The sequence below is a fragment of the Streptacidiphilus sp. BW17 genome (assembly GCF_041262485.1).
Taxonomy (GTDB): Bacteria; Actinomycetota; Actinomycetes; order Streptomycetales; family Streptomycetaceae; genus Streptacidiphilus.
In genome coordinates this window covers 66,820-84,737 of record NZ_JBGCCR010000026.1, presented here as the reverse complement: position 1 = coordinate 84,737, position 17,918 = coordinate 66,820, and the positions used below count along the sequence as shown (strand labels likewise).

The 17,918-nt window shown below is 72.9% G+C and carries 20 protein-coding genes; all 20 read right to left on the bottom strand.

All coding sequences use genetic code 11. From position 1 onward, the window contains the following. Positions 1-48: 48 nt before the first annotated feature. Positions 49-1,275: a cytochrome P450 gene (locus tag ABH940_RS26935; protein ID WP_370106391.1), complete on the bottom strand. Its 1,227-nt coding sequence runs from the start codon at positions 1,273-1,275 to the stop codon at positions 49-51. 54 nt (positions 1,276-1,329) lie between these two features. Then, entirely contained in the window at positions 1,330-2,532 is a 1,203-nt protein-coding gene (locus ABH940_RS26930) for a cytochrome P450 (protein WP_370106390.1), read from the bottom strand. Next, the gene (locus tag ABH940_RS26925) at positions 2,529-3,131 is read right to left on the bottom strand and encodes an ATP/GTP-binding protein (RefSeq protein WP_370106389.1); all 603 of its coding nucleotides are present in this window, start codon (positions 3,129-3,131) and stop codon (positions 2,529-2,531) included. Before ABH940_RS26925 ends, ABH940_RS26930 begins: the two co-directional genes overlap by 4 nt. After that, a complete protein-coding gene (locus tag ABH940_RS26920) occupies positions 3,112-3,480 on the bottom strand; it encodes a DUF742 domain-containing protein (RefSeq protein WP_370106388.1) in 369 nt (122 codons plus the stop codon). Before ABH940_RS26920 ends, ABH940_RS26925 begins: the two co-directional genes overlap by 20 nt. Beyond that, positions 3,477-3,896 carry a roadblock/LC7 domain-containing protein gene (locus ABH940_RS26915; protein WP_370106387.1) on the bottom strand — a complete coding sequence of 140 codons (420 nt, stop codon included), beginning with the start codon at positions 3,894-3,896 and terminating at the stop codon, positions 3,477-3,479. The genes ABH940_RS26920 and ABH940_RS26915 overlap by 4 nt, the downstream gene beginning before the upstream one ends. Continuing rightward, complete coding sequence (locus ABH940_RS26910; protein ID WP_370106386.1) at positions 3,893-5,185, bottom strand: hypothetical protein; 1,293 nt, start codon at positions 5,183-5,185, stop codon at positions 3,893-3,895. The genes ABH940_RS26915 and ABH940_RS26910 overlap by 4 nt, the downstream gene beginning before the upstream one ends. Beyond that, positions 5,182-6,072 carry an SAM-dependent methyltransferase gene (locus ABH940_RS26905; protein ID WP_370106385.1) on the bottom strand — a complete coding sequence of 297 codons (891 nt, stop codon included), beginning with the start codon at positions 6,070-6,072 and terminating at the stop codon, positions 5,182-5,184. Before ABH940_RS26905 ends, ABH940_RS26910 begins: the two co-directional genes overlap by 4 nt. A gap of 235 nt (positions 6,073-6,307) precedes the next feature. After that, complete coding sequence (locus ABH940_RS26900; protein WP_370106384.1) at positions 6,308-7,021, bottom strand: SDR family NAD(P)-dependent oxidoreductase; 714 nt, start codon at positions 7,019-7,021, stop codon at positions 6,308-6,310. 4 nt (positions 7,022-7,025) lie between these two features. Further along, the gene (locus tag ABH940_RS26895; protein WP_370106383.1) at positions 7,026-8,387 is read right to left on the bottom strand and encodes a helix-turn-helix domain-containing protein; all 1,362 of its coding nucleotides are present in this window, start codon (positions 8,385-8,387) and stop codon (positions 7,026-7,028) included. A gap of 74 nt (positions 8,388-8,461) precedes the next feature. After that, positions 8,462-9,064 carry an NUDIX domain-containing protein gene (locus ABH940_RS26890; RefSeq protein ID WP_370106382.1) on the bottom strand — a complete coding sequence of 201 codons (603 nt, stop codon included), beginning with the start codon at positions 9,062-9,064 and terminating at the stop codon, positions 8,462-8,464. Beyond that, positions 9,061-10,719 (bottom strand): NUDIX domain-containing protein, encoded by a 1,659-nt coding sequence (locus tag ABH940_RS26885; RefSeq protein WP_370106381.1) that lies wholly within the window; start codon positions 10,717-10,719, stop codon positions 9,061-9,063. Before ABH940_RS26885 ends, ABH940_RS26890 begins: the two co-directional genes overlap by 4 nt. Before the next feature lie 79 nt (positions 10,720-10,798). After that, positions 10,799-11,365: an AAA family ATPase gene (locus tag ABH940_RS26880; protein WP_370106380.1), complete on the bottom strand. Its 567-nt coding sequence runs from the start codon at positions 11,363-11,365 to the stop codon at positions 10,799-10,801. Then, positions 11,352-11,987, bottom strand: coding sequence for a kinase (locus ABH940_RS26875; protein ID WP_370106379.1), 636 nt, complete (start codon positions 11,985-11,987; stop codon positions 11,352-11,354). Before ABH940_RS26875 ends, ABH940_RS26880 begins: the two co-directional genes overlap by 14 nt. 3 nt (positions 11,988-11,990) lie before the next feature. Then, positions 11,991-12,560, bottom strand: coding sequence for an NUDIX domain-containing protein (locus ABH940_RS26870; protein WP_370106378.1), 570 nt, complete (start codon positions 12,558-12,560; stop codon positions 11,991-11,993). 41 nt (positions 12,561-12,601) lie between these two features. Next, a complete protein-coding gene (locus ABH940_RS26865; RefSeq protein WP_370106377.1) occupies positions 12,602-14,587 on the bottom strand; it encodes an ABC transporter ATP-binding protein in 1,986 nt (661 codons plus the stop codon). Continuing rightward, positions 14,584-15,189 carry an NUDIX domain-containing protein gene (locus ABH940_RS26860; RefSeq protein ID WP_370106376.1) on the bottom strand — a complete coding sequence of 202 codons (606 nt, stop codon included), beginning with the start codon at positions 15,187-15,189 and terminating at the stop codon, positions 14,584-14,586. The genes ABH940_RS26865 and ABH940_RS26860 overlap by 4 nt, the downstream gene beginning before the upstream one ends. 35 nt (positions 15,190-15,224) lie before the next feature. After that, positions 15,225-16,427: a methyltransferase, FxLD system gene (fxlM, locus tag ABH940_RS26855; protein ID WP_370106375.1), complete on the bottom strand. Its 1,203-nt coding sequence runs from the start codon at positions 16,425-16,427 to the stop codon at positions 15,225-15,227. Positions 16,428-16,683: 256 nt separating this feature from the next. After that, on the bottom strand, positions 16,684-16,884 hold the full coding sequence (locus ABH940_RS26850) for a DUF5999 family protein (RefSeq protein WP_370106374.1): 201 nt from the start codon (positions 16,882-16,884) through the stop codon (positions 16,684-16,686). A 1-nt stretch (position 16,885) separates the two neighbouring features. Next, the gene (locus ABH940_RS26845) at positions 16,886-17,302 is read right to left on the bottom strand and encodes a hypothetical protein (protein ID WP_370106373.1); all 417 of its coding nucleotides are present in this window, start codon (positions 17,300-17,302) and stop codon (positions 16,886-16,888) included. 6 nt (positions 17,303-17,308) lie between these two features. Next, a complete protein-coding gene (locus ABH940_RS26840; protein ID WP_370106372.1) occupies positions 17,309-17,911 on the bottom strand; it encodes an NUDIX domain-containing protein in 603 nt (200 codons plus the stop codon). Between the last annotated feature and the right edge of the window lie 7 nt (positions 17,912-17,918).

Genomic DNA, 17,918 nt, shown 5'->3' with positions numbered 1-17,918 from the left:
GGTTCGGGGCGTGCGTGCCGGTCCCCGTAGCAGTAGCGCCCTGGTGCTCTACGGCAGGTCGCTGTTCTGGGGGTGGAGGATGGCCGGCAGGGCGGACCAGCCCCTGGCGATGAAGCCGGGGACGGCTTCGGTCTGGGCCAGTGCCGGGGCGGCGGTCAGGTCGGGGAAGCGGGCGAACAGCAGGTGCAGGGCGGTCACGGCCTCCAGGCGGGCGAGGATGGCGCCGATGCAGCGGTGGACGCCGTAGCCGAAGGCCAGGTGCTCGCCGATGGTGCGGCCGGGGTCGAAGGTGTCGGCGTCGGGGCCGTGGGCGCGCTGGTCGCGGCCCGCGCCGGCGTAGACGGCCAGGATGGCGTCGCCCTGCTGGATTTCGGTGCCGTCGGTCAGGGTGATGGCCTCGGTGGCGAACCGCATGGGCAGGGCGGCGATGGAGGGGGCCCAGCGCAGGGTCTCTTCGACCACCGCGTCCCAGGGACTGGTTCCGGCGCGGGCCTGGCGGACGTTCGGGTTGTCGGGGTGGGTCAGGACGGCGTGGATGGCGTTGCCGATCAGGTGCACCGTGGTCTCGAACCCGGCGCCGATGACCAGCAGCAGGGTGTCGATCAGTTCGGCTTCGGTCAGCTGGTCGCCGGTCTCCTCGTCGCGGCTGTTGACCAGGGCCGTGGTCAGATCCTCCCCGGGGTGGTCGCGCTTGTCGGCGATCAGGCCGTTCAGGATCGTGCGCATGGCGCCGAGTGTTGCGGCGGGGTCGGCCTGGGGGTCCATGAATGCGGCGACCAGGGTTCCGACCTCGGCCTGCAGGTGGGCGGGGACGCCGAACAGTTCGCAGATCACGCGCATGGGCAGCGGGTGGGCGTAGCTGCTGCGCAGGTCGGCCGCGGTGCCGGGGGCGGTCTGGTCGATGCTGTCGAGCAGGTCGTTGGCGATGGCCTCGATGGCGGGGAGCATGGTCGCTACGCGGCGTTTGGTGAAGGCGGGGGCGATCAGGCGGCGCAGTCGGGCGTGGTCGGCGCCGGAGGTGCTGAGCATGTTGACCACGCCCACCCACATGCTGATCCAGGTGTCGTGGTACTGCCCGCCGGTCCAGGCGGGCCACTGCTGGGGGTCCTTGGAGACCCGGGGGTCCAGCAGGAGGGTCTTGAGGGTCTCGTGACCGGTGACGGCCCAGGCGGTGATGCCGTCGGGCAGTTGCACCATGACGGCGTCGCCGATCGTCTGCAGCGCCGCTATGTCGTCGACGGCGGTGAGTTCCAGGGTGCTGGGTGTACGGGTCATCGCGGCGGGGCTCCTCGGCGGGCTGGTGTGGGCGTGCGCAGGATGCGGTTCGTGTCAGTGCAGGGGGCTGAACTTGACGGGCAGGGCGGCCAGGGATCGTTGGAACAGGCCGGGGCGCCAGGTGAGTTGTTCGCGCGGCACGGCCAGGTCGAGGTCGCCCAGGGCGTTGAGGAGGCGTTCGACGGCGGTGACGGACAGGAGCGTGGCGGGCTGGCGGGCCGGGCAGGCGTGCGGGCCGGCCGACCAGGCCAGGTGCGCGCCGCCGGACCCCTCGGTGGTGGGCAGGGCGGCGTTGATGGCCGCGTATGAGATCAGGACGGGTTCGGCCGGGTGGATCGGCGCTCCGTAGAAGGTGACGGGGTAGCGGGCGTAGTGGCAGCCGTAGTTGGCCATGGGCGGTTCGCTGCGCAGCACCTCTTCGACGGCGGTGCGGGCGGCGACGGTGCCGTTGGTCAGGTCGGTGTACCGCTGGCGGTCGGCCAGGGCGCGGGAGATCGCGTTGCCGATCGAGGCCGACAGCGGTTCCAGCGCGGCCCCGAGGGTCAGGACGACCTGGTGGGTGACCTCCTCGGTGGTGAGGGCGTGGGGGTGGTCCATGTACCAGGACGCCAGGTCGGCTCCGCGGCGGGCTTGTTTGGCGGTGACGATGTTGGTGACGTACTGGAAGAACTTGCCGCCTGCGGCGACCGCGCGCTGGGGGTCGGCGTCGAGCATGCCGCCTAGTGCTTCGACGAGGTCGGGGCCGTACTGCTCGCCGCCGAAGAGCTGGTTGAAGACCAGGCCGGGCAGCGGGACGGTGTACTGGGCGATCAGGTCGGCGCGGCCGTCGCGGGCGAAGCGGGCGATCAGCTGGTCGGCAAGCCGCTGGACGTCGGTGCGCAGGCGGCCGGTGTCGATCAGGGCGAGGGAGTCGGTGACTACGGCACGCAGCCGGGTGTGCTGGGGGCCGTCGGAGAACAGGACGTTGGGGCGGTGGCCGAGCATCGGCTGCAGCGGATTGGTCGCGGGCAGGGTCGCCTCCCAGGGGCGCGGGTCCTTGCTCCAGGTCTGCGTGTCGCGCAAGAGGTGCAGGGCGACGTCGTAGTCCAGGACCAGCCAGCCGGTGATCCCGCTGGGGCACCCCTGGAAGGCCGGGGTCAGCTGGACGCGGGCGACGGGGCTGTACTGGCGCAGCATCCGGTAGGTGGCCTGGGGGTCCGCGTCGAAGGCGGCGCCGAACAGCGGGGCCGGTCCGGGGTGGGTGTCGAGGAGGGTCATGCGGTCGGTTCCTGCCGGTAGTAGTCGATCAGGTGAACCATCAGGCGATCCAGGAGCGTGAGGCAGGAGCGCAGGTCCAGGGCGTTGCAGAGCAGCAGTGGTGTCGCGTCGTCCAGGTCGAGGGCCCGGCGCAGCTCCTCGGGGTGGAGCGGTGGGGAATCGGGGAAGCGGTTGACTGCGATGACGTAGGGGATGCCGCGGTCCTCGATCTCGTCCATGGCCCAGTACGAGTCCGCGGGCCGACGGGTGTCGAGCAGGACGATCGCGCCCATCGCGCCTTGGGCCAGCCCTTCCCACAGGAGGCGGAACCGCGGTTGCCCGGGGGTGCCGAACAGGAACAGGGCCACGTCCTGGTCGAAGGTGACGCGTCCGAAGTCAATGCCCACGGTGGTGTGGGTCTTGTCGGCCAGGCCGGCCAGGTCGTCGACCAGGGTCCCGGCGGCGGTCAGGACCTCCTCGGTGCGCAGGGGGGCGATTTCGGAGACGCTGCCCACGAAGGAGGTCTTGCCGACTCCGAAGCCGCCGGCGACCAGGATCTTGACCAGGGTGAGGTTGGGGTTGGCCAGGTACAGCGATCGGTTAGAGCCGGCGGAGGCCATGGAGCACCCTTTCGAGGACGCTGATGCGCTCGGCCTTGGCGACCGTGCTTCGGGGCTGCAGCAGGGAGGCGTGGGCCCGCAACAGGCCGCGGTCGACCAGGTCGCTGGCGATGACGCGGGTGATGCTGGGCGGCAGACCGACGTAGGCGGCGACCTCGACCAGCGTCAGTGCGCCACCGCCGAGTTGGTCCAGGACCCGTCGGGCCGGTGCGGTCAGGTCGGCGGGGCGCGGGCCGGGCTCGCAGGTCAGGACAGTCATGCGGTCCAGGGTGTTGCGGCTGGGGGTGGCCAGTCCCCCGGTGGCCAGGTAGGCGGGGACCAGGCGGCGGCGTCCGCCTGGCACGGTCATGTGATCCGGTCCCGTGGAGCGCTGGCCAGCACGCGCTCGCCGAGGCGCTTCACCAGGCGCTTGGCCTCGTAGGTCACCAGGCCCAGGTCGGTGCTGGTGTCGGTGTGCACCAGCAGATAGGCGTTCTCCCCGGCGGGCAGCGCCACCACGAAGCCCTCGTCGGTCTCCACCACCGCCTGGCGTGCTACCGCCTGGCCTCCCGTGAGTTTGCTGGCGATGGCCTTCCCGCAGCTCAGGATTCCGGAGGCCGCCGCCGCGCAGCCCTCGGCGTCGCCTTGGTCGGCCTGGGCGGTCGTGGCTCCGAGCATCAGGCCGTCGCCGGTCAGCACGATGACGTCGGTGACGCCCTTCTGCCCCGCCATGATCTCAATCACGGAGGTGACCCACTCCTCGTCCGGGACGGTGGGGCTGCTCATCGGTGTTCTCCCTGCGGGTCGGTCGGATGTTGGGAGCCCTGCTGGAACTGCGCCCAGGCGTGGGCGCTCTGCTCGGGTGTCGCTGCCGGCGGCGATGGCGTCGCTGACTCGGCAGGGGCGTGGCTGGCTGTGCGGCGGCTGGTGCGCCGGGGGTAGAGGCCGCCTTCGTCCGCCGCGGGCGCGGCGTCCACGATGGCGCGGACAGGGGCGGGAGCCGAGGGAGAGGGCGGCTGCTGGGCGGGGTCGATGGTCACCGTCAGCGCCTGCGGCACCAGGATCGTCGCCTGGGCCCCGCCGAAGGCGTTGCCGGTGCGTACGGTGACGGTGAACCCGTACTCCCGGGCCAGGCGCCCGCAGGCGGCCAGGCCGATGCGCGGAGGGTCGCCCAGTTCGCTGGCGGGGGCCCGGTAGCGGGAGTCCAGCATCCGGTCGGCGAAGGCTTGGTCGTCGCTGTGCAGCCCCAGTCCCGCGTCGTCGACCACGATGCAGACCCCGCTGGCGACCTGGTGCAGCGTCACCTGCACGGCCAGGGAGCCGCGCGAGTAGTACAGGGCGTTGGCGGCCAGTTCCGCGAGGGCGATGATCACCGCCTCCACGACTCGGCCCTGCACACCCAGCGGGCTCTGGAGCATGTTGACCAGCTGGATTCGGCCCGAGTCGCGCACCCGGCTCTGGGCCGCGGCGAGGATGTCGGACAGGTGGGAGTCCTGGCGGCTCAGTCCCGGCCAGGTGTCGCAGAGCACGGCCAGGGTCTGCAGCCGCTGCAACTGCTGCTCGTTGAGCTGGTCCAGGGCCAGGAGCTGCCCCGCCAGCCAGGGGTCGTCCACCTTCTCCTGGAGTCCGGCGAGGTTCTCCTGCACCTGGTAGCCGAGCGTCTGGACGCTGCGCGCGGCCTCGCGCACCACGGTCTCGGCCGCCGATTCGACCCGGCTGCGCGCCGTGCTGACCGAGTCGGCGAGCTGCTGCTGGACCCGCTCGAAGCGCTGGTCGACGGCGGACCCGGCCAGGCGGGGGTCGCGCAGCCCGGGGACCGCGAGCCGCGGGTGCTCCAGTGCCCTGGCCCACGCCGGCAGGCGCACGTCGACGAAGAAGCCGAACTCCTCGCTCTCCATCGACCACTGCTCCACCAGTGCCTGGTGCTCGGCGTCCATCCGTGCGACCCGCTCGCCCAGGTCCCCGGCCTGGGCGCGGGCGCGGCGCAGCCGACGCACGGTGGCGACCAGCACGGCTGCCAGGACCAGGACGGTTGGGAGCAGGCACAGCGCGGCGACGTCGGAGATGGTGGTCACGTCAGTCCCCCGGCGGCGCTGGCGGGGGCGGTCGACGGCGCAGCGCCGGGCTTGCGGGCGACGACGCCGAAGCAGGACACGGCGGCTGCGTCCGGCAGCACCCGGTCGGGATCCGGATCGGGGTTCCAGCGGGCGACGGACTGCACCCCGGGCGCGACCAGCTCCAGGCCCTCGACGAACCGGTCGATCTCCTCGCGGCTGCGGGCCTGCGCGCTCATCCCGCGTTCGCGGTAGGTGGCGATCAGGCGCTTGATCTCGGCCGGGCGGTAGTCGGCGGTGACGTGGCTGATCACCAGCAGGCTCCCGGCGGGCAGGGCGGCGAGCAGGTGGGCCACGATGCCGTACGGGTCGTCGCTGTCTTCCAGGAAGTGCAGGACGGCCACCAGCATCAGGGCGAGGGGCCGCTCGAAGTCCAGGTGCCTGCGCGCCTGCTCCAGGATCAGCTGCGGGTCGCGCAGGTCTGCGTCGAGGTAGAACGTGCGGCAGGGGCCGGTCCCCTGCAGCAGCGCCCGGGCGTGCACCAGGACGATCGGGTCGTTGTCGACGTAGACCACCGTCGTCGGGTCCTCGCCGGCGGCGGCCTGGGCGACCTCGTGGGTGCTGCCTTCGTCAGGGACGCCGGTTCCGATGTCCAGGAACTGGCGCACGCCCTGCTCGGCGCAGTAGCGCACGGCCCGGCGCAGGAAGTCGCGGTTCTCCCGCACACCGGTCATCACGGTGGGGAACGCAGCCAGGGCCTCCTTGGCGGCTTCCCGGTCGGCGGGGAAGTTGTCCTTGCCACCGAGCAGAGCGTTGTAGACCCGGGCCGGCTGCGGCTGGTCGGTGAGCAGCTTCGTGGAAGGGGCGTCGGTGAAGCCGGGCGCGGGCGGGTCGTCGTTTTCGGGCATAGCGGTCCCCCGATGGGTGGGGCAGGATGCGTCGGGCCGCGCCCTGGTCGGCCGTGCGGGGCGACCAGTCGGGCCCCGGACGAGGAAGGGGGCACCTTTCGGTGCTCTGTTCGATGCCTCTATCGCACCATCGGTCGCACCCGGACCGCTACGCCGCAGGTGGGGTATTCGTGTCGTATTTTGAATCACCGCAAAGCGTTGGTTGCGGGCATGATTCGGGCGTACCGCCGGGGTGTTACCAGGGCAGCGGTTCGCGGCCGTGGAAGAACCCTCCGGTCGGCACCTGCTCCTCCAGCAGGAGCCAGAGCATCGTCTCGGCCGCCTGCTGCGGGCTCTGGGCTCCGGGGCGGTAGGACATCCTGGTGTCGACCTGCCCGGGCGAGACGGCGTTGACGGTGATGCCGGTGCCGTCGGCTTCCAGTTCCGCGGCAAGCTTGCGGGTGACGGCCAGCAGCGCCGTCTTGGAAACGGTGTACGCGGGGCTGGTGGGGGTGGTCATCGCGCCCAGGCTGGCCATGTGGGACACGATGTTGACGATCCGCCCCGCCCCGGCCTCGCGCATCAGCGGCAGCACCTCCTGGGCCACGCGCAGCGGGCCGGTGGTGTTCACCGCCAGGGTGGCCTCGAAGACCTCCAGGGACACGGTGGAGGCGGTGGCGCGGGGGTCGGCGGCCACGGCGGCGTTGTTGACCAGAGCGTCCACCGTGCCGAAGCGGCGGCGGGTCTCGGTGACGGCGCGGGAGACCGACAGCGGGTCGGTGACGTCCAGGGCGAAGCCGGCCACGTCCTGGTGCCCGCGCTGCCGCAGGGCTTCTGCTGCGGCCTCGGCGTCCTGGCGGCTGCGGCCGGTCAGCGCCACGGCCAGGCCGGCGTCGGCCAGGGCGCCGCTCAGCGCCAGCCCCAGCCCGGAGGTGGCACCGGTGACCAGGGCGACGCGCGGTGTGCTCATGGCTCTATGCGAGCAGAGTGCGGACCTGTTCGTCCAGTCCGCGCACCTGCGGCAGGGCCGCGAAGCCCCCCTGCTTCAGCAGCGCCTGCACGCGGGCCACATGGGCCCGGTTGCGGCCGGAGTTGGAGGAGCCGACGTCCGGCAGGAGGTCGCCGAGGCGATCGACCGCCTGGTCGGCGTCGCCGCGGCGGGCGGCGATCTCCGCTCCCCACAGGCCGTAGGTCACCGCGTCGCGCCGCCGCTCGCCGGGCTGGGCCTGCAGGGCGTGGTCCAGGTGGTGCTGGGCGGGGTCGAGCTGGCGGGCGGCCAGGTGTCCGGCGGCGACCTGGGCGGCGAACTCCGCGGCGTCGAAGTACCGCGCCCAGACGGGCAGTTCCTCTGGCGCCTCGCGGTCGGCCTGCGTCATCAGCGCTGCTGCCTCGTTGACGATCCGGGTGTGGCTGGCTGTGTCGCGCATGGTGGCCCGGATCCTCGCCTCGCGGACGGCGAGCATGGCGCGGACGCGCGCCGGAGCGGTGCGGGTGACGGCGCGGGCCCACTGGACCATCTCGAGTGCCTCCCACGGTCGACCGTCTTCCAGGACCACCAGGGACAGCGATTTGATCACGTTGGCACCGGCGGCGGCGTCACCGGCGGCGTGCGCAGCCCGAAGCGCCTGCACCAGGTAGACCTCCCCGGCAGCCAGCCTGCCGGCGTCCACGCAGGACCATCCGGCGACGCGGGCCTGTTCGCCGATCAGGGCCAGCAGGCGGGTGCGCAGCGCACCAGTGAACTCCCCGGTGCGCAGCAGTGCGCGGGCCCCGCGCAGTTCGTTCTCCACCAGCTGCCAGGTCCGGCCGCCGCCGACCACGTCGTCGCGTGCGCGCAGCAGGGCCAGCCGATCCTCCATGGACCCCAACAGGTCGGCGCCCATCCCTCCGGCCCCGTCCCCGGCCGCCGGTAACGGGGCGGGAGCGGGGGTCCGCGCCCAGGTGCCCACGAGCGAGGCGGCGGCTGCGTCGGTGAGCAGTACCAGGAATCCCCGGCGGTCCATGGGCGCCCCCTCGGCCGTGTGGTCCAGGACGGACTGCAGTCCTTCCACGGTCCACGGTGCCCGCAGCGCGAGATCGTCACCCCTGGGGATCAGCCACTGGGGCCACGGCCGCGCTTTGAGTTGGGCGACGTCGATCTCCAGCTCGGCCGCCAGAGCGCGCTGGACGTCCTCCCGGGGTGTAACGCCGCGGGCCTCCCACCTGCTCGGCTGCTTGCGGTCCGGGGGAATGCCCAGGCGCCGGGCCAGCCGGTTGATCAGGTCGCGCTGGGACCAGTCGCGCTGCCAGCGCACCCAGGCCAGCGGGTGCGCGAACACCTCAAGGTCTCGGCCCACCGGTTCGTCCTCCTCTTCGCCGTGTGTCGGATTGCTGCGGGGCGCGCGGCCGGGGCTGGCCGTGGACAGGGTGCTCAGGCGCCCAGGTCCCAGAGGGCCTGGAGCTTGCGGGTGAAGGCGTGCATCCGCGGGTCCAGGCCGGCCGGGTCGCTGGCCAGTACCTGTTCCGGGGTGAGCCAGTGGACAGCGGAGAACTCGCCTCGGTCCGGGTCGGTGATGCAGTCGCGGTCCACGGCCAGCACGTGCCACAAGGAGACGTCGGTATGGACGCCCGGCCCTCGGGTGACGGTGACCGTGGCGAACAGCGGGTCGCGGCCGGTGATCGGTGAGGGGACGGCCTCGACCGCCAGTTCCTCCCTGGTCTCCCGGGCCGCTGCCGTCCACGGGTGTTCCAGCGGCTCGACGTGACCGCCCGGCGGCAGCCGCAGCCGGGCCCTGCGGTGGTCGACCAGCAGCATCGCCCCGGTGCGCCGGTCGACCGGCACGACGTAGCTGACCAGGTGCATCGGAGGTTCGTCCGGGGCGGCGGTGCGCCACAGCGGAGCCCCGCTGGCCACCCACAGCCGCACGGTGGCCAGGTCCTGCTCCTCGACGACGTCGAACGGCGTGATGCGCTCCAGCAGGAGCTGGAGGTCGAGCCGGGCCGCCCGCTGCCGGTCCGCGCCGTTCCCCGTCATACCGTTCCTGCCTTGGGGCTGGTCGGCGCGGCCGGGCTGCAGGCAGGTGCGCCGGGTGCCAGCGGGTGGCCGTCGCGCAGGACGGTGGCGGTGCCGTGGCGGCGGGCCTGGAGCGCGGCCAGGGTGCGGCGGGTCTCGCCGGGCGTCATCCGCTCGTGCAGGTCATCGGGTGCCAGCAGCCGCGGCGCCGTGTGCTCGCCGCTCATCCGCAGGTCGGCGATCTGCTGGTCGGTCAGCTCCCCGCCGTCCCAGACGGTGTGGGTGGCGCCGGGGAATCCCCAGCGCGGGTCGGCCTCGGGGGTGTTGTGCAGGACGGTGTCCATGACCAGCAGCCGGGTAAAGGTTTGGTCCAGGCCCAGCTCCTCGCCCACCTCGCGGCGGGCCGCCTGGTCGGGGTGCTCGCCCAGTTCGACGCCGCCTCCGGGCAGCACCCACGAATCGCGGTAGGTCGGCTCCAGCACCAGCACCCGGCCGCGCCGGTCGGTGAACAGCACGGCGGCCGAGGACCAGGTCGCCGCGCGGCTGGCGGCGTAGTCCTGCGGACTCAAGGTCCCCGGCGCCGCCGGGGTGCGCGCGGCGGGCAGCGCGGTGAAGGCGCGGTGCAGGTCGTAGCGGCGCGCAGGCCCGGCGGCGTGGAAGTGCTCGGGGAAGACGACCGCCAGCACGTCCAGCGTCGGTTTGAAGATCTGTCCGGGCAGCGGCTCCCCGAGCGTGTACCAGTCCCAGGCTTCGATCAGGTGGGGCTCGGTTGCCCTCGGTTCACCGCTGAACGCGTTGACGTAGGCGGCGATGGTGATGCGGGGCACGCCGCGCTGGTCGATGAGCACCGACCGCAGCTGCACGTCGGCGGGGTCGGCCTTCAGGCCGGTCTCCTCCCACAGTTCCCTGGCGGCGGTGTGCCGCAGCTCCTCCACCACGGTGCCGGTCTCCAGCTTGCCGCCGACCGCCTCCAGCAGTCCCTCGAAGCGGGCGGAGCGGCCGAGCAGGATCTTCCCAGTCTGCGGGTGCTGCACCACGATGCCGACCCCGAACAGGGCGTTCGGGGTCGGGGTGCGCTTCTCGGCCGAGGCGTGGGAGGGCGCCCAGTCGCCCAGAACCAGGACCAGCAGCTGCCCGCTGCGGTGCTGCTCGATGCTGCGCCAACCGCGGGACAGCTCCGCCAGCTGGGCTTCGTCCAGATAGATGCTGCGCCGGGCCGGATTGAGGTACTGCGGGTCAGGCACCACGACCACGAAGCGCCCCTGCGGGGTGAGCCAGTGGCGGACCCGGTCGATGAGCAGCGTCTGGTCCAGGAACGAGGCGGCCAGACGGCACACCACCAGGTCCACCGCTCCCGGCGGCGCCAAGTCGGGCACGTCCTGCAGGTCCGCGCACACGTAGGTGGCCGCGGTGCCCGGCGCGGTCTCGCCCCGGGCGCGGCGCACCGCCGTCTCGGAGAAGTCCAGGCCGGTTGCCTGGTAGCCCAGTTCGGCCAGATAGCGCGTGACGGCCCCGGTGCCGCACGCCAGGTCCAGAGCCCTGGCGCCGGGCGCGGGCGCAAGGGCGGCGAGCACGTGCCGCTCGTCGTCGGTGAGCTGGATGAAGTGCTCGCCCTTGTCGTACACGGTGGACCAGTAGTGCGCATCGCCGTGCTGGGCGGTGCTGATCGGTGGCACGGGAACCTCCAGGATCGTTGTCGGTGGCGGACGCGAGGTGCCGAGGCGCGCCGGCAGCAGCGGGGGCACGCGGACGGCCCTATCCCGGGGGGCCTGCGCGGGCTTGCTCCCGGACCCAGGCGGCGATGACGGCGATGTCCACCGGCGCCGTGGTGTCCACGCGCAGGACCGGTCCGACCGCGAGGGGCCGAGCCAGTTCGCGCCAGCTCTGCCATTCGGTGTCGCCGGGCAGCTCGCCGTGGATCGGATGCCGCGGCAGGCGCGCTTCGAGCCGGTCCCGTGCCACCTGCAGCGGCACCTCGCACCAGACCTCGACCGCCCGCAGACGCGGGGCACCTGCCAGGCCCTGCACTACCAGCTCCCGTACGTCCGCCCGCCAGCTGGACTCCAGCACTGCTCCGGCCGGGGCTTGGGCGAGGAGCGCCCACATGGTCGTGCTGGCGGCGGCACCCAGGGCCGAATTCCACCCCCGTTGGGAGTAGCCGATCGCGTGGCTGCCCAGCAGTTCGGCGTGGATCTCCTTGATCACGTCCTTACTGAACAGCGGCAGCCGCAGCTCCCGGGACAGTTCGGTGGCCACCGTGGTCTTCCCGGCGCCCGGAAGGCCGTTGACCAGGACCGCCGCTGGAGGCTCACCTGCGGACATCGTGCCCACCCTCCGACGGCACCGGCGGTGCCTTGAGGTCGAGTAGCCCGGTGGCCTGCAGAATCCGGTCGAGGGTCTGCTCAGCGGTACTGTCGGGTCCGATGACGGTTTCCCGCCCGTCCGGCAGCAGGTCGAGCTCCCTGTACCACTCGCGCAGTTGCACGTCCCCGTATTCGGCAGCCTGGGCCTTGGTGGCATGGCGCGCGACCGTGACCTCCAAGGGGGCGTGCAGGTAGAACCAGTGCTGGGGGCCGGTGTGAGCGGCGCTCAGTTCGCCGAGCATGTGTCCGTACCGGCCGGCGTCGAGGATGCCCTCGACCACCGTGTGGAATCCGTGCCCGAGGGCGAACATTGCGGTCTGCCGGATCAGTTCGATGTTGTGGCCCCCGGGGACGTCCCGTTCGCGCAGCACTTCTCGCCGCAGCACGTCCTGGTGCACCAGCGCCAGGTGCCGGTGGGCGTAGGCGGTGCGGATCGCCTTGGCGATGGTCGTCTTGCCGACCGCGCTGGGCCCCCGCAGGACGATCAGGACCCGGTCGTCCGCGGGCAGTGTGGTGCGCTGCGGCTGGGGCTGGTCGATCGGCACAGGCCCTGTGGCGGCGGGGTGTTCGGTCGTGGCCATGGTCTACGACTCCAGGTAGTGGGCGCCGCGGCCGTCGGCCCGCGCGTTCAGGGCGGTGCGCAGGTGGTTCAGGACCAGCGGCTCCATCCGTCCGGGCTGGGCGGCCTGGTCGTAGGTCAGCCAGAGGTGGTCGCGCAGTTCGCCGTCCGGCACGACGAGCTGCCCGACCTGGTCGGGGCGGAGGACGCCGGCGAACGTGGACAGGAAGCAGGGGTACGCCGTCCCGCCCAGCGACTTGCCTGCTGCTTCGCTCAGCCAGTTCAGGACCAGCAGGTCCAGGACCTCGACCTCGACGCCGGTCTCTTCGGCCGCCTCGCGCCGAGCGGTCTGCCTGGGCGACTCGCCCCACTCCGCCTTGCCCCCGGGAAGGACGGTCGCACCGGATGCAGCCTGGCGCACCAGCAGGAACCGGTCGGGCTGCTCGGGGTGCAGGATCAGAACCGTCGAGACGGCAGGGAAGAGCGCCCGCCGCGCGCGGGCCGGTGCCGCGTCGGCGACCGGGTGGGGCCGGTCCTTCGGGTGCGCGGGTTCCGGGATGCGGTCCTGCGGCTGCGAGGGGGAACTGGTGGTCATCACGCCTCCGGTCGGTAGGGCAGGCAGCTGGGGCATGGTGGTCATGCCGGCTCGGCTTGTTCGGCGGCGTCGCGCTGCGCCCCGATGCGGGCCTCGGCGCTGTACTGGGCGGCCTGCAAGCGGTACAGCGCGGCGTATCCGTCCGGCCCGGTGGCGTCGCCGGCGGCCATGAGGTCGTGGTGGGTGCCCTGTTCGACCAGGCGGCCCCGGTTCAGGACGAAGATCGTGTCGGCGCCTGCGCTGGCGGCCAGCCGGTGGGTGATCAGCACGACGGTCGTGCCTCCGGCGGTCAGGCCCCGGATCCGCTGGAACGCCTCGACCTCCGCGCGGGCGTCCAGGGCCGAGGTGGGCTCGTCGGCGATCAGCAGGACCGGGTCGCGGTAGGCCACGCGCGCGGCTCCGAGCTTCTGCCACTGGCCGCCGGAGATCTCCACGCTGTTGCGGTAGCCCCGGGCGACGATCGTCTTCCAGCCGTTGGGCAGGGAGGCGACCACGTCGTCGGCGTCGGCGAAGCGGGCTGCCTGGTCGACGCGGTCCTGGTCGACTTCGTCTGCGGGCCGTCCCATGACCAGGTTCGCCAGCGCGGTGAACGGCCACCTCTGGAAATCCTGGGCGAGCAGGCCGACCCGACCCTGCCACTGGTCCCGGTCCGCCTGGCCGACCTCCACACCGTCCCAGGTCAGGGTTCCGCTGTCGGCTCTCAGCAGGCCGCTGATCAGCTTGGCCAAGGTGGTCTTGCCCGAGCCGTTCGCACCGACCAGGGCGACGACGGAGCCCGGCGCGATGGTCAGGCTGACGTGGTCCACCGCGGGTCGGGTGCGGCCGGGGTAGGTGAAGGTCAGGTCCTTGAGTTCCAACGCGCCGGCGCGCTCGGGCAGGTCGGTGCCGCCGGTCGGGATGGCCAGCTGGTCGCCGACCCGGCACAGCTGGTCCAGGTCTCCGACGTAGAGCGCGGACTCGTACAGGGAGTTGAGCTGGCTGACCATCGCGGTGATGCTGGCGACCCCGCTGCGGATGCCCAGCACCGCGGTCCCGGCCACGGCCAGCGGCAGCTGCCCGTCGCGCAGCAGCTCGTACAGCACCCCGTAGGTGGCCAGTGCCGCCAGGCCCGACAGGGCCGAGGACACCAGGTCGGTGCCGGCCCGCTGCCGGGCCAGCCGGGTCTGCTCGGTCTCCGAGGCGCGGGTCATCACGGTGAAGTGCTTCAGCAGCCACGCCCCCACCCCGTGCACTCGCACCTCGGCGGCGGCCTGCTGGCTGGTGAGCAGGCTGGTGATCAGCCGGGAGGCGCGGATGTGGCCCAGCCATGCCTGCACGGAGGCGTACCGGCGCCGGGCGGTGCGTACCGCGCCCCACGCCCTGGGGACGGCGATCAACACCAGCAGCGGGAACAGGACCGGCGCCAGGACGGTGAGCACGCTGCCGGAGGCCGCCAGGTTGATCGCCGCGTTGGCCACCGCCACCGCCTCACCGATGGTGCGCCGGGCCTCGGCGGCACCGAACTGGGCGCTGTCCAGCAGCCGGTGGAACTCGTCGTCCTCGATGGCGGACAGCTCGACCCGTACCGCACGGCGCAGGAACTCGACCGTGGCCACGCCCTCGATCCGCGGTTCCAGCCGCCCGGTGGCCGCCGTGGACACGGCCGCGAGCACCACCGAGACACCGCTCAGGAGCCCGACCCAGACCAGGGCCGGCAGGGCGGCCCGGATCCGGTCCGGGGTGGCTCCGCTGGCGAACAGCTGCAGCAGCACCCGGTTGGTGGCCACCAGTCCGAAGCCGCGCGCCAGACCCATGCCCACCTCGGCGACGCACACCGCAACCAGGGCGCCGCGGTCGGCCCGCCAGGCCAGCCGCATCGCCAGGAGCAACATCTGCGGGATGCGGCGGGCCATCGCCGGGAACGAGAGCCCGGCCAGCGCCAGCTCGTGCCGGCTGAACCCGTAGTCGTAGCGCAGCGGGCCGCCGAACAGCAGGTCCTCGCTGTCCGTGGGCCCCGGTGCCGCGGTCGTGCGCCGAAGCCGCCTCACCGGCCACTGCCCGTGTGAGGTGCGGCGGTGCCGTCCTGCTCGTGCCGGTGGGCGGGGGTGTGGTCGGCTTCGCTGAAGTAGACGGCGGTGCCCGTGGCTCGGGCCTGGTGGCTAGCCTGCAGGCGCCGCCAGTACCGGGTTCCCATCAGGGGCTGCCACTGCTCCAGCGGCAGGACCTGCCAGTGCGAGTGCTCCCGGGGGTCCAGGCGCACCTGCGCCAGTTCCTCGGCGTCCAGGACGCCGCCGTCGAAGACCACCCCGATCTTCGCCAACGGCCAGGCCGTGCTGGGCAGCATGAAGTGCATCGCCAGCAGCCTCGGCTCGCCCCTGAACGTCAGCCCCATCTCCTCCTCCATCTCCCTGACCGCGGTCTGGAAGGGGGTCTGGCCGTGCTCGACGTTGCCGCCCGGGTACTGCCACGCCTGGGGGTGCTGCGGCTTGGCCGTGTGCAGCTGCAGCGGGTGGCCCTGGGCGTCGGTGACGTACAGGCAGGCGAACATCGTGGCGTGCGGGATCAGCTCGACGTACTGCTCGACCGGCACCCAGTCGTCAGCGGGTGCCCCGGAGGTCGGCGGCGGCGGTGTGGGGGGCGGGTTGGACACGGCGGCAGCTCCTGGCGGCATGGAACGGGGCGGGGTCAGAAACTGATGGTGAAGCGCGCGTGGGTGCGGTCCACGACGCGCCCCAGCGCGAGGGCGTCGTCCGGGGTGCCGGCGCGGTAGGCGCGCACGACCGGTTCGGGGCCGCCGCGGTGGCGCGTGTCCCAGTCCCGGATGTGCTGGGCCAGGTCGTCGGCCAGCCGTTGCCCGTCCGGTCCGTGGCCGAAGGCTCCGATCTCGTGGTTCTCCTCGTCCAGGCGCCGCAGCGCGACGACGGCAAAGCCGGTCGCCGACCAGGTCGCGGAGTGGCCCACGCCCAGCGTCCACGTGATCCGGCCGTCGGCCGCGGCGTCCTTAGTGGCGTGGAACCGGCCGTAGTCGTCGAGCACGGCGGCCAGGTAGAAGTCCATGTGCGGCAGGACCGGCTCCTGGTTGCCGACCGTCACCCCGGTCCACACCTGGACGGGCTCCTGCTCCACCAGCGCGGTCATGGTGTCGGCGTCGACCGGGTCGCCGTCCACGCGCAGGACGACGTCCGGGCGCACCTGCACCACCTGCTGCGGGCGGGCACCGGCGCCCTGCATCGACACGTAGCCGCAGAACAGCTGGTCGGTGGCGATCCAGTGGTCGCCCTCGCGCTCGAAGACGAACTGGCGCACCAGGCTGCGCAGCCGCACCGCGGCCACGATCCGCCCGTCCTCGGCGACCTGGTCCATCCAGGGCAGGTCCGCGGCCTGCACGGTGGCGATCACCACGTCGAACGGTCCCCGGTCGGCCGCGCCGTGCTCGCCGTCCCCCTGGCGGACCTCGACGTTGTCCGCGCCGACCTGGGCCAGCACCCTGCGGGCGCCCTCGACCAGGCTGCTGTCGATCTCCACGCTGACCACCCGCCCGTGCGGGCCGACCAGGCTGCTGAGGTAGGCGGCGTTCAGGCCGATAGCGGTGCCGATCTCCAGGACCGTGTCCCCGGGACGGATCCGGCTCTGCTCCAGGCCAGCGGCCACCAGCCACGGCGCGGTGGTGCAGCTGGTCGTCCGCCCCTGCTGGTCGGCCCGAAGGCGCACCACCTCGTGCGGGGCGTAGACCAGGTCAAGGTCGGTGTCCGGCAGGAACGCCTCCCGGGCAAGAGCGGACATCGCCGCGCGGACCGGTGCGCTGCGGATCCAGCCCTGCCTCGACAGGTCGGCGACCATGCGCCGGCGCAGCTCCTCGGCGGGGGCGGTCTGCACAGGGGTGTTCATCGGCGGGTCCTTCCGGTGGTCGGCTGCTCGGGCGCACGGAACCAGGCCCTGTTCGAATCCGCGGATCGGGCGGACAGGGCGGTGGAGGAGGCGCTGCCGGGGGTGGTGCCGACGATCCTGGCAGCACCACGCGGCGACCTTCGGCGTGTCGGAGCGACCCTCACCCGATGTGAGCAAACTCGTGGCGCGTCCGGCGAGTTGGTGGACACCAGGCCCGGCCCCGCCATGCCCCGGCCCAGGCAGGCCGCCATGGCCGTCATGCCGCGCCGGCCTCGGCCAGGACCTGTCGGCGCGGCTCCAGGACCCGGCCGTCGGGCAGGATCGCCCCGAGGTCCTCGAACAGCACCACCCCGTTGCACAGCAGGCTGAACCCCTGCGCGGGGCAGCTCGCCACGACGACGGCCGCCTCCCGGTCGGGCGCGTCGTAGTGCGGGCAGTCCGGCCGGTGCTGGCACATCTCAGGCTCCAAGGCGGGTCGTCAGGGTGTTCGACATGGGGGCGGTGAGGGTGTGGCGGATCTCGTCCGGGTCGGGCCAGCCGGTGGTCGGCGGGACGGCCCAGTGGATGTCGCGGCCCTCGGGGGCGTGCAGCGGCGGCAGCGCCAGCAGCGTGCCCGGTCGCAGGAGGCGGGTGCGGTGCACCCGCCAGTGCGGGGCGCTGCCGGGCGCGATGAGGACGGCCCAGAACCCGGCGTAGGTGTTGACCACCACCGGTCCGCACGCGCGGGCCATCCGGTCCACGACCAGGACGCCGAGGTCCGCGGGCAGGCGGATGGCATCGAAGTGGACGCCGCACGGCACCGGCAGCGGCAGTGCGCGAGGCACCCAGTCGGGTATCGCGTCGATGTCGTCGAGGGCGACTGGTTCGATGGCCACGGTCGCCTACCTCTCGCAGCTTCCGGCGGGGGCGCCGTCGCCCGCCGGTTCCGGGGCGGTGCTGTCGGCCAGGTGCGCGGCCAGGGCCTCGGGGTCGCTGGCGGTGCAGGTGCCCAGGCGGTGCAGGACATCCAGGGCCAGCGCGCGGAAGTCGGGGCCGATGCCGGGGGTGGTCTGCAGCCGCGCGGCACCGAACCAGCCCAGCGGGTGGTCGGCCTCGCCCTGCTCGCCCAGGCCCTCGTGCACGTCGGTGGCCACGGCGAGGTACATGTGGTCGATGTGGATGTGGGGCTCGGCGGTGTGCGAGTCCGGGTCGACGCGCACGCTCGCGGTCAGCCACGGGGCCGGCTCGCTGGGGTGCGGCCAGCCCGCGGGGGCGAGCAGGGCAGGGCCGGGAATGAGCCGCACGCGCAGCCCCGTCTCCTCGCGGACCTCGCGCAGTACCGCGTCGGACGGCGGCTCCGCACTTTCGATGTGGCCGCCGCTGGCCATCCATACCCCGTAGCGCGGGTGAAGGATCAGGCCCACCAGCCACTGGCCGTGGCTGCGGTGCAGCAGCAGCGCACTGGCGGTGGCCTCGCGCACGGGGCCCGGTTCGGGATCGGTCACTGAACTC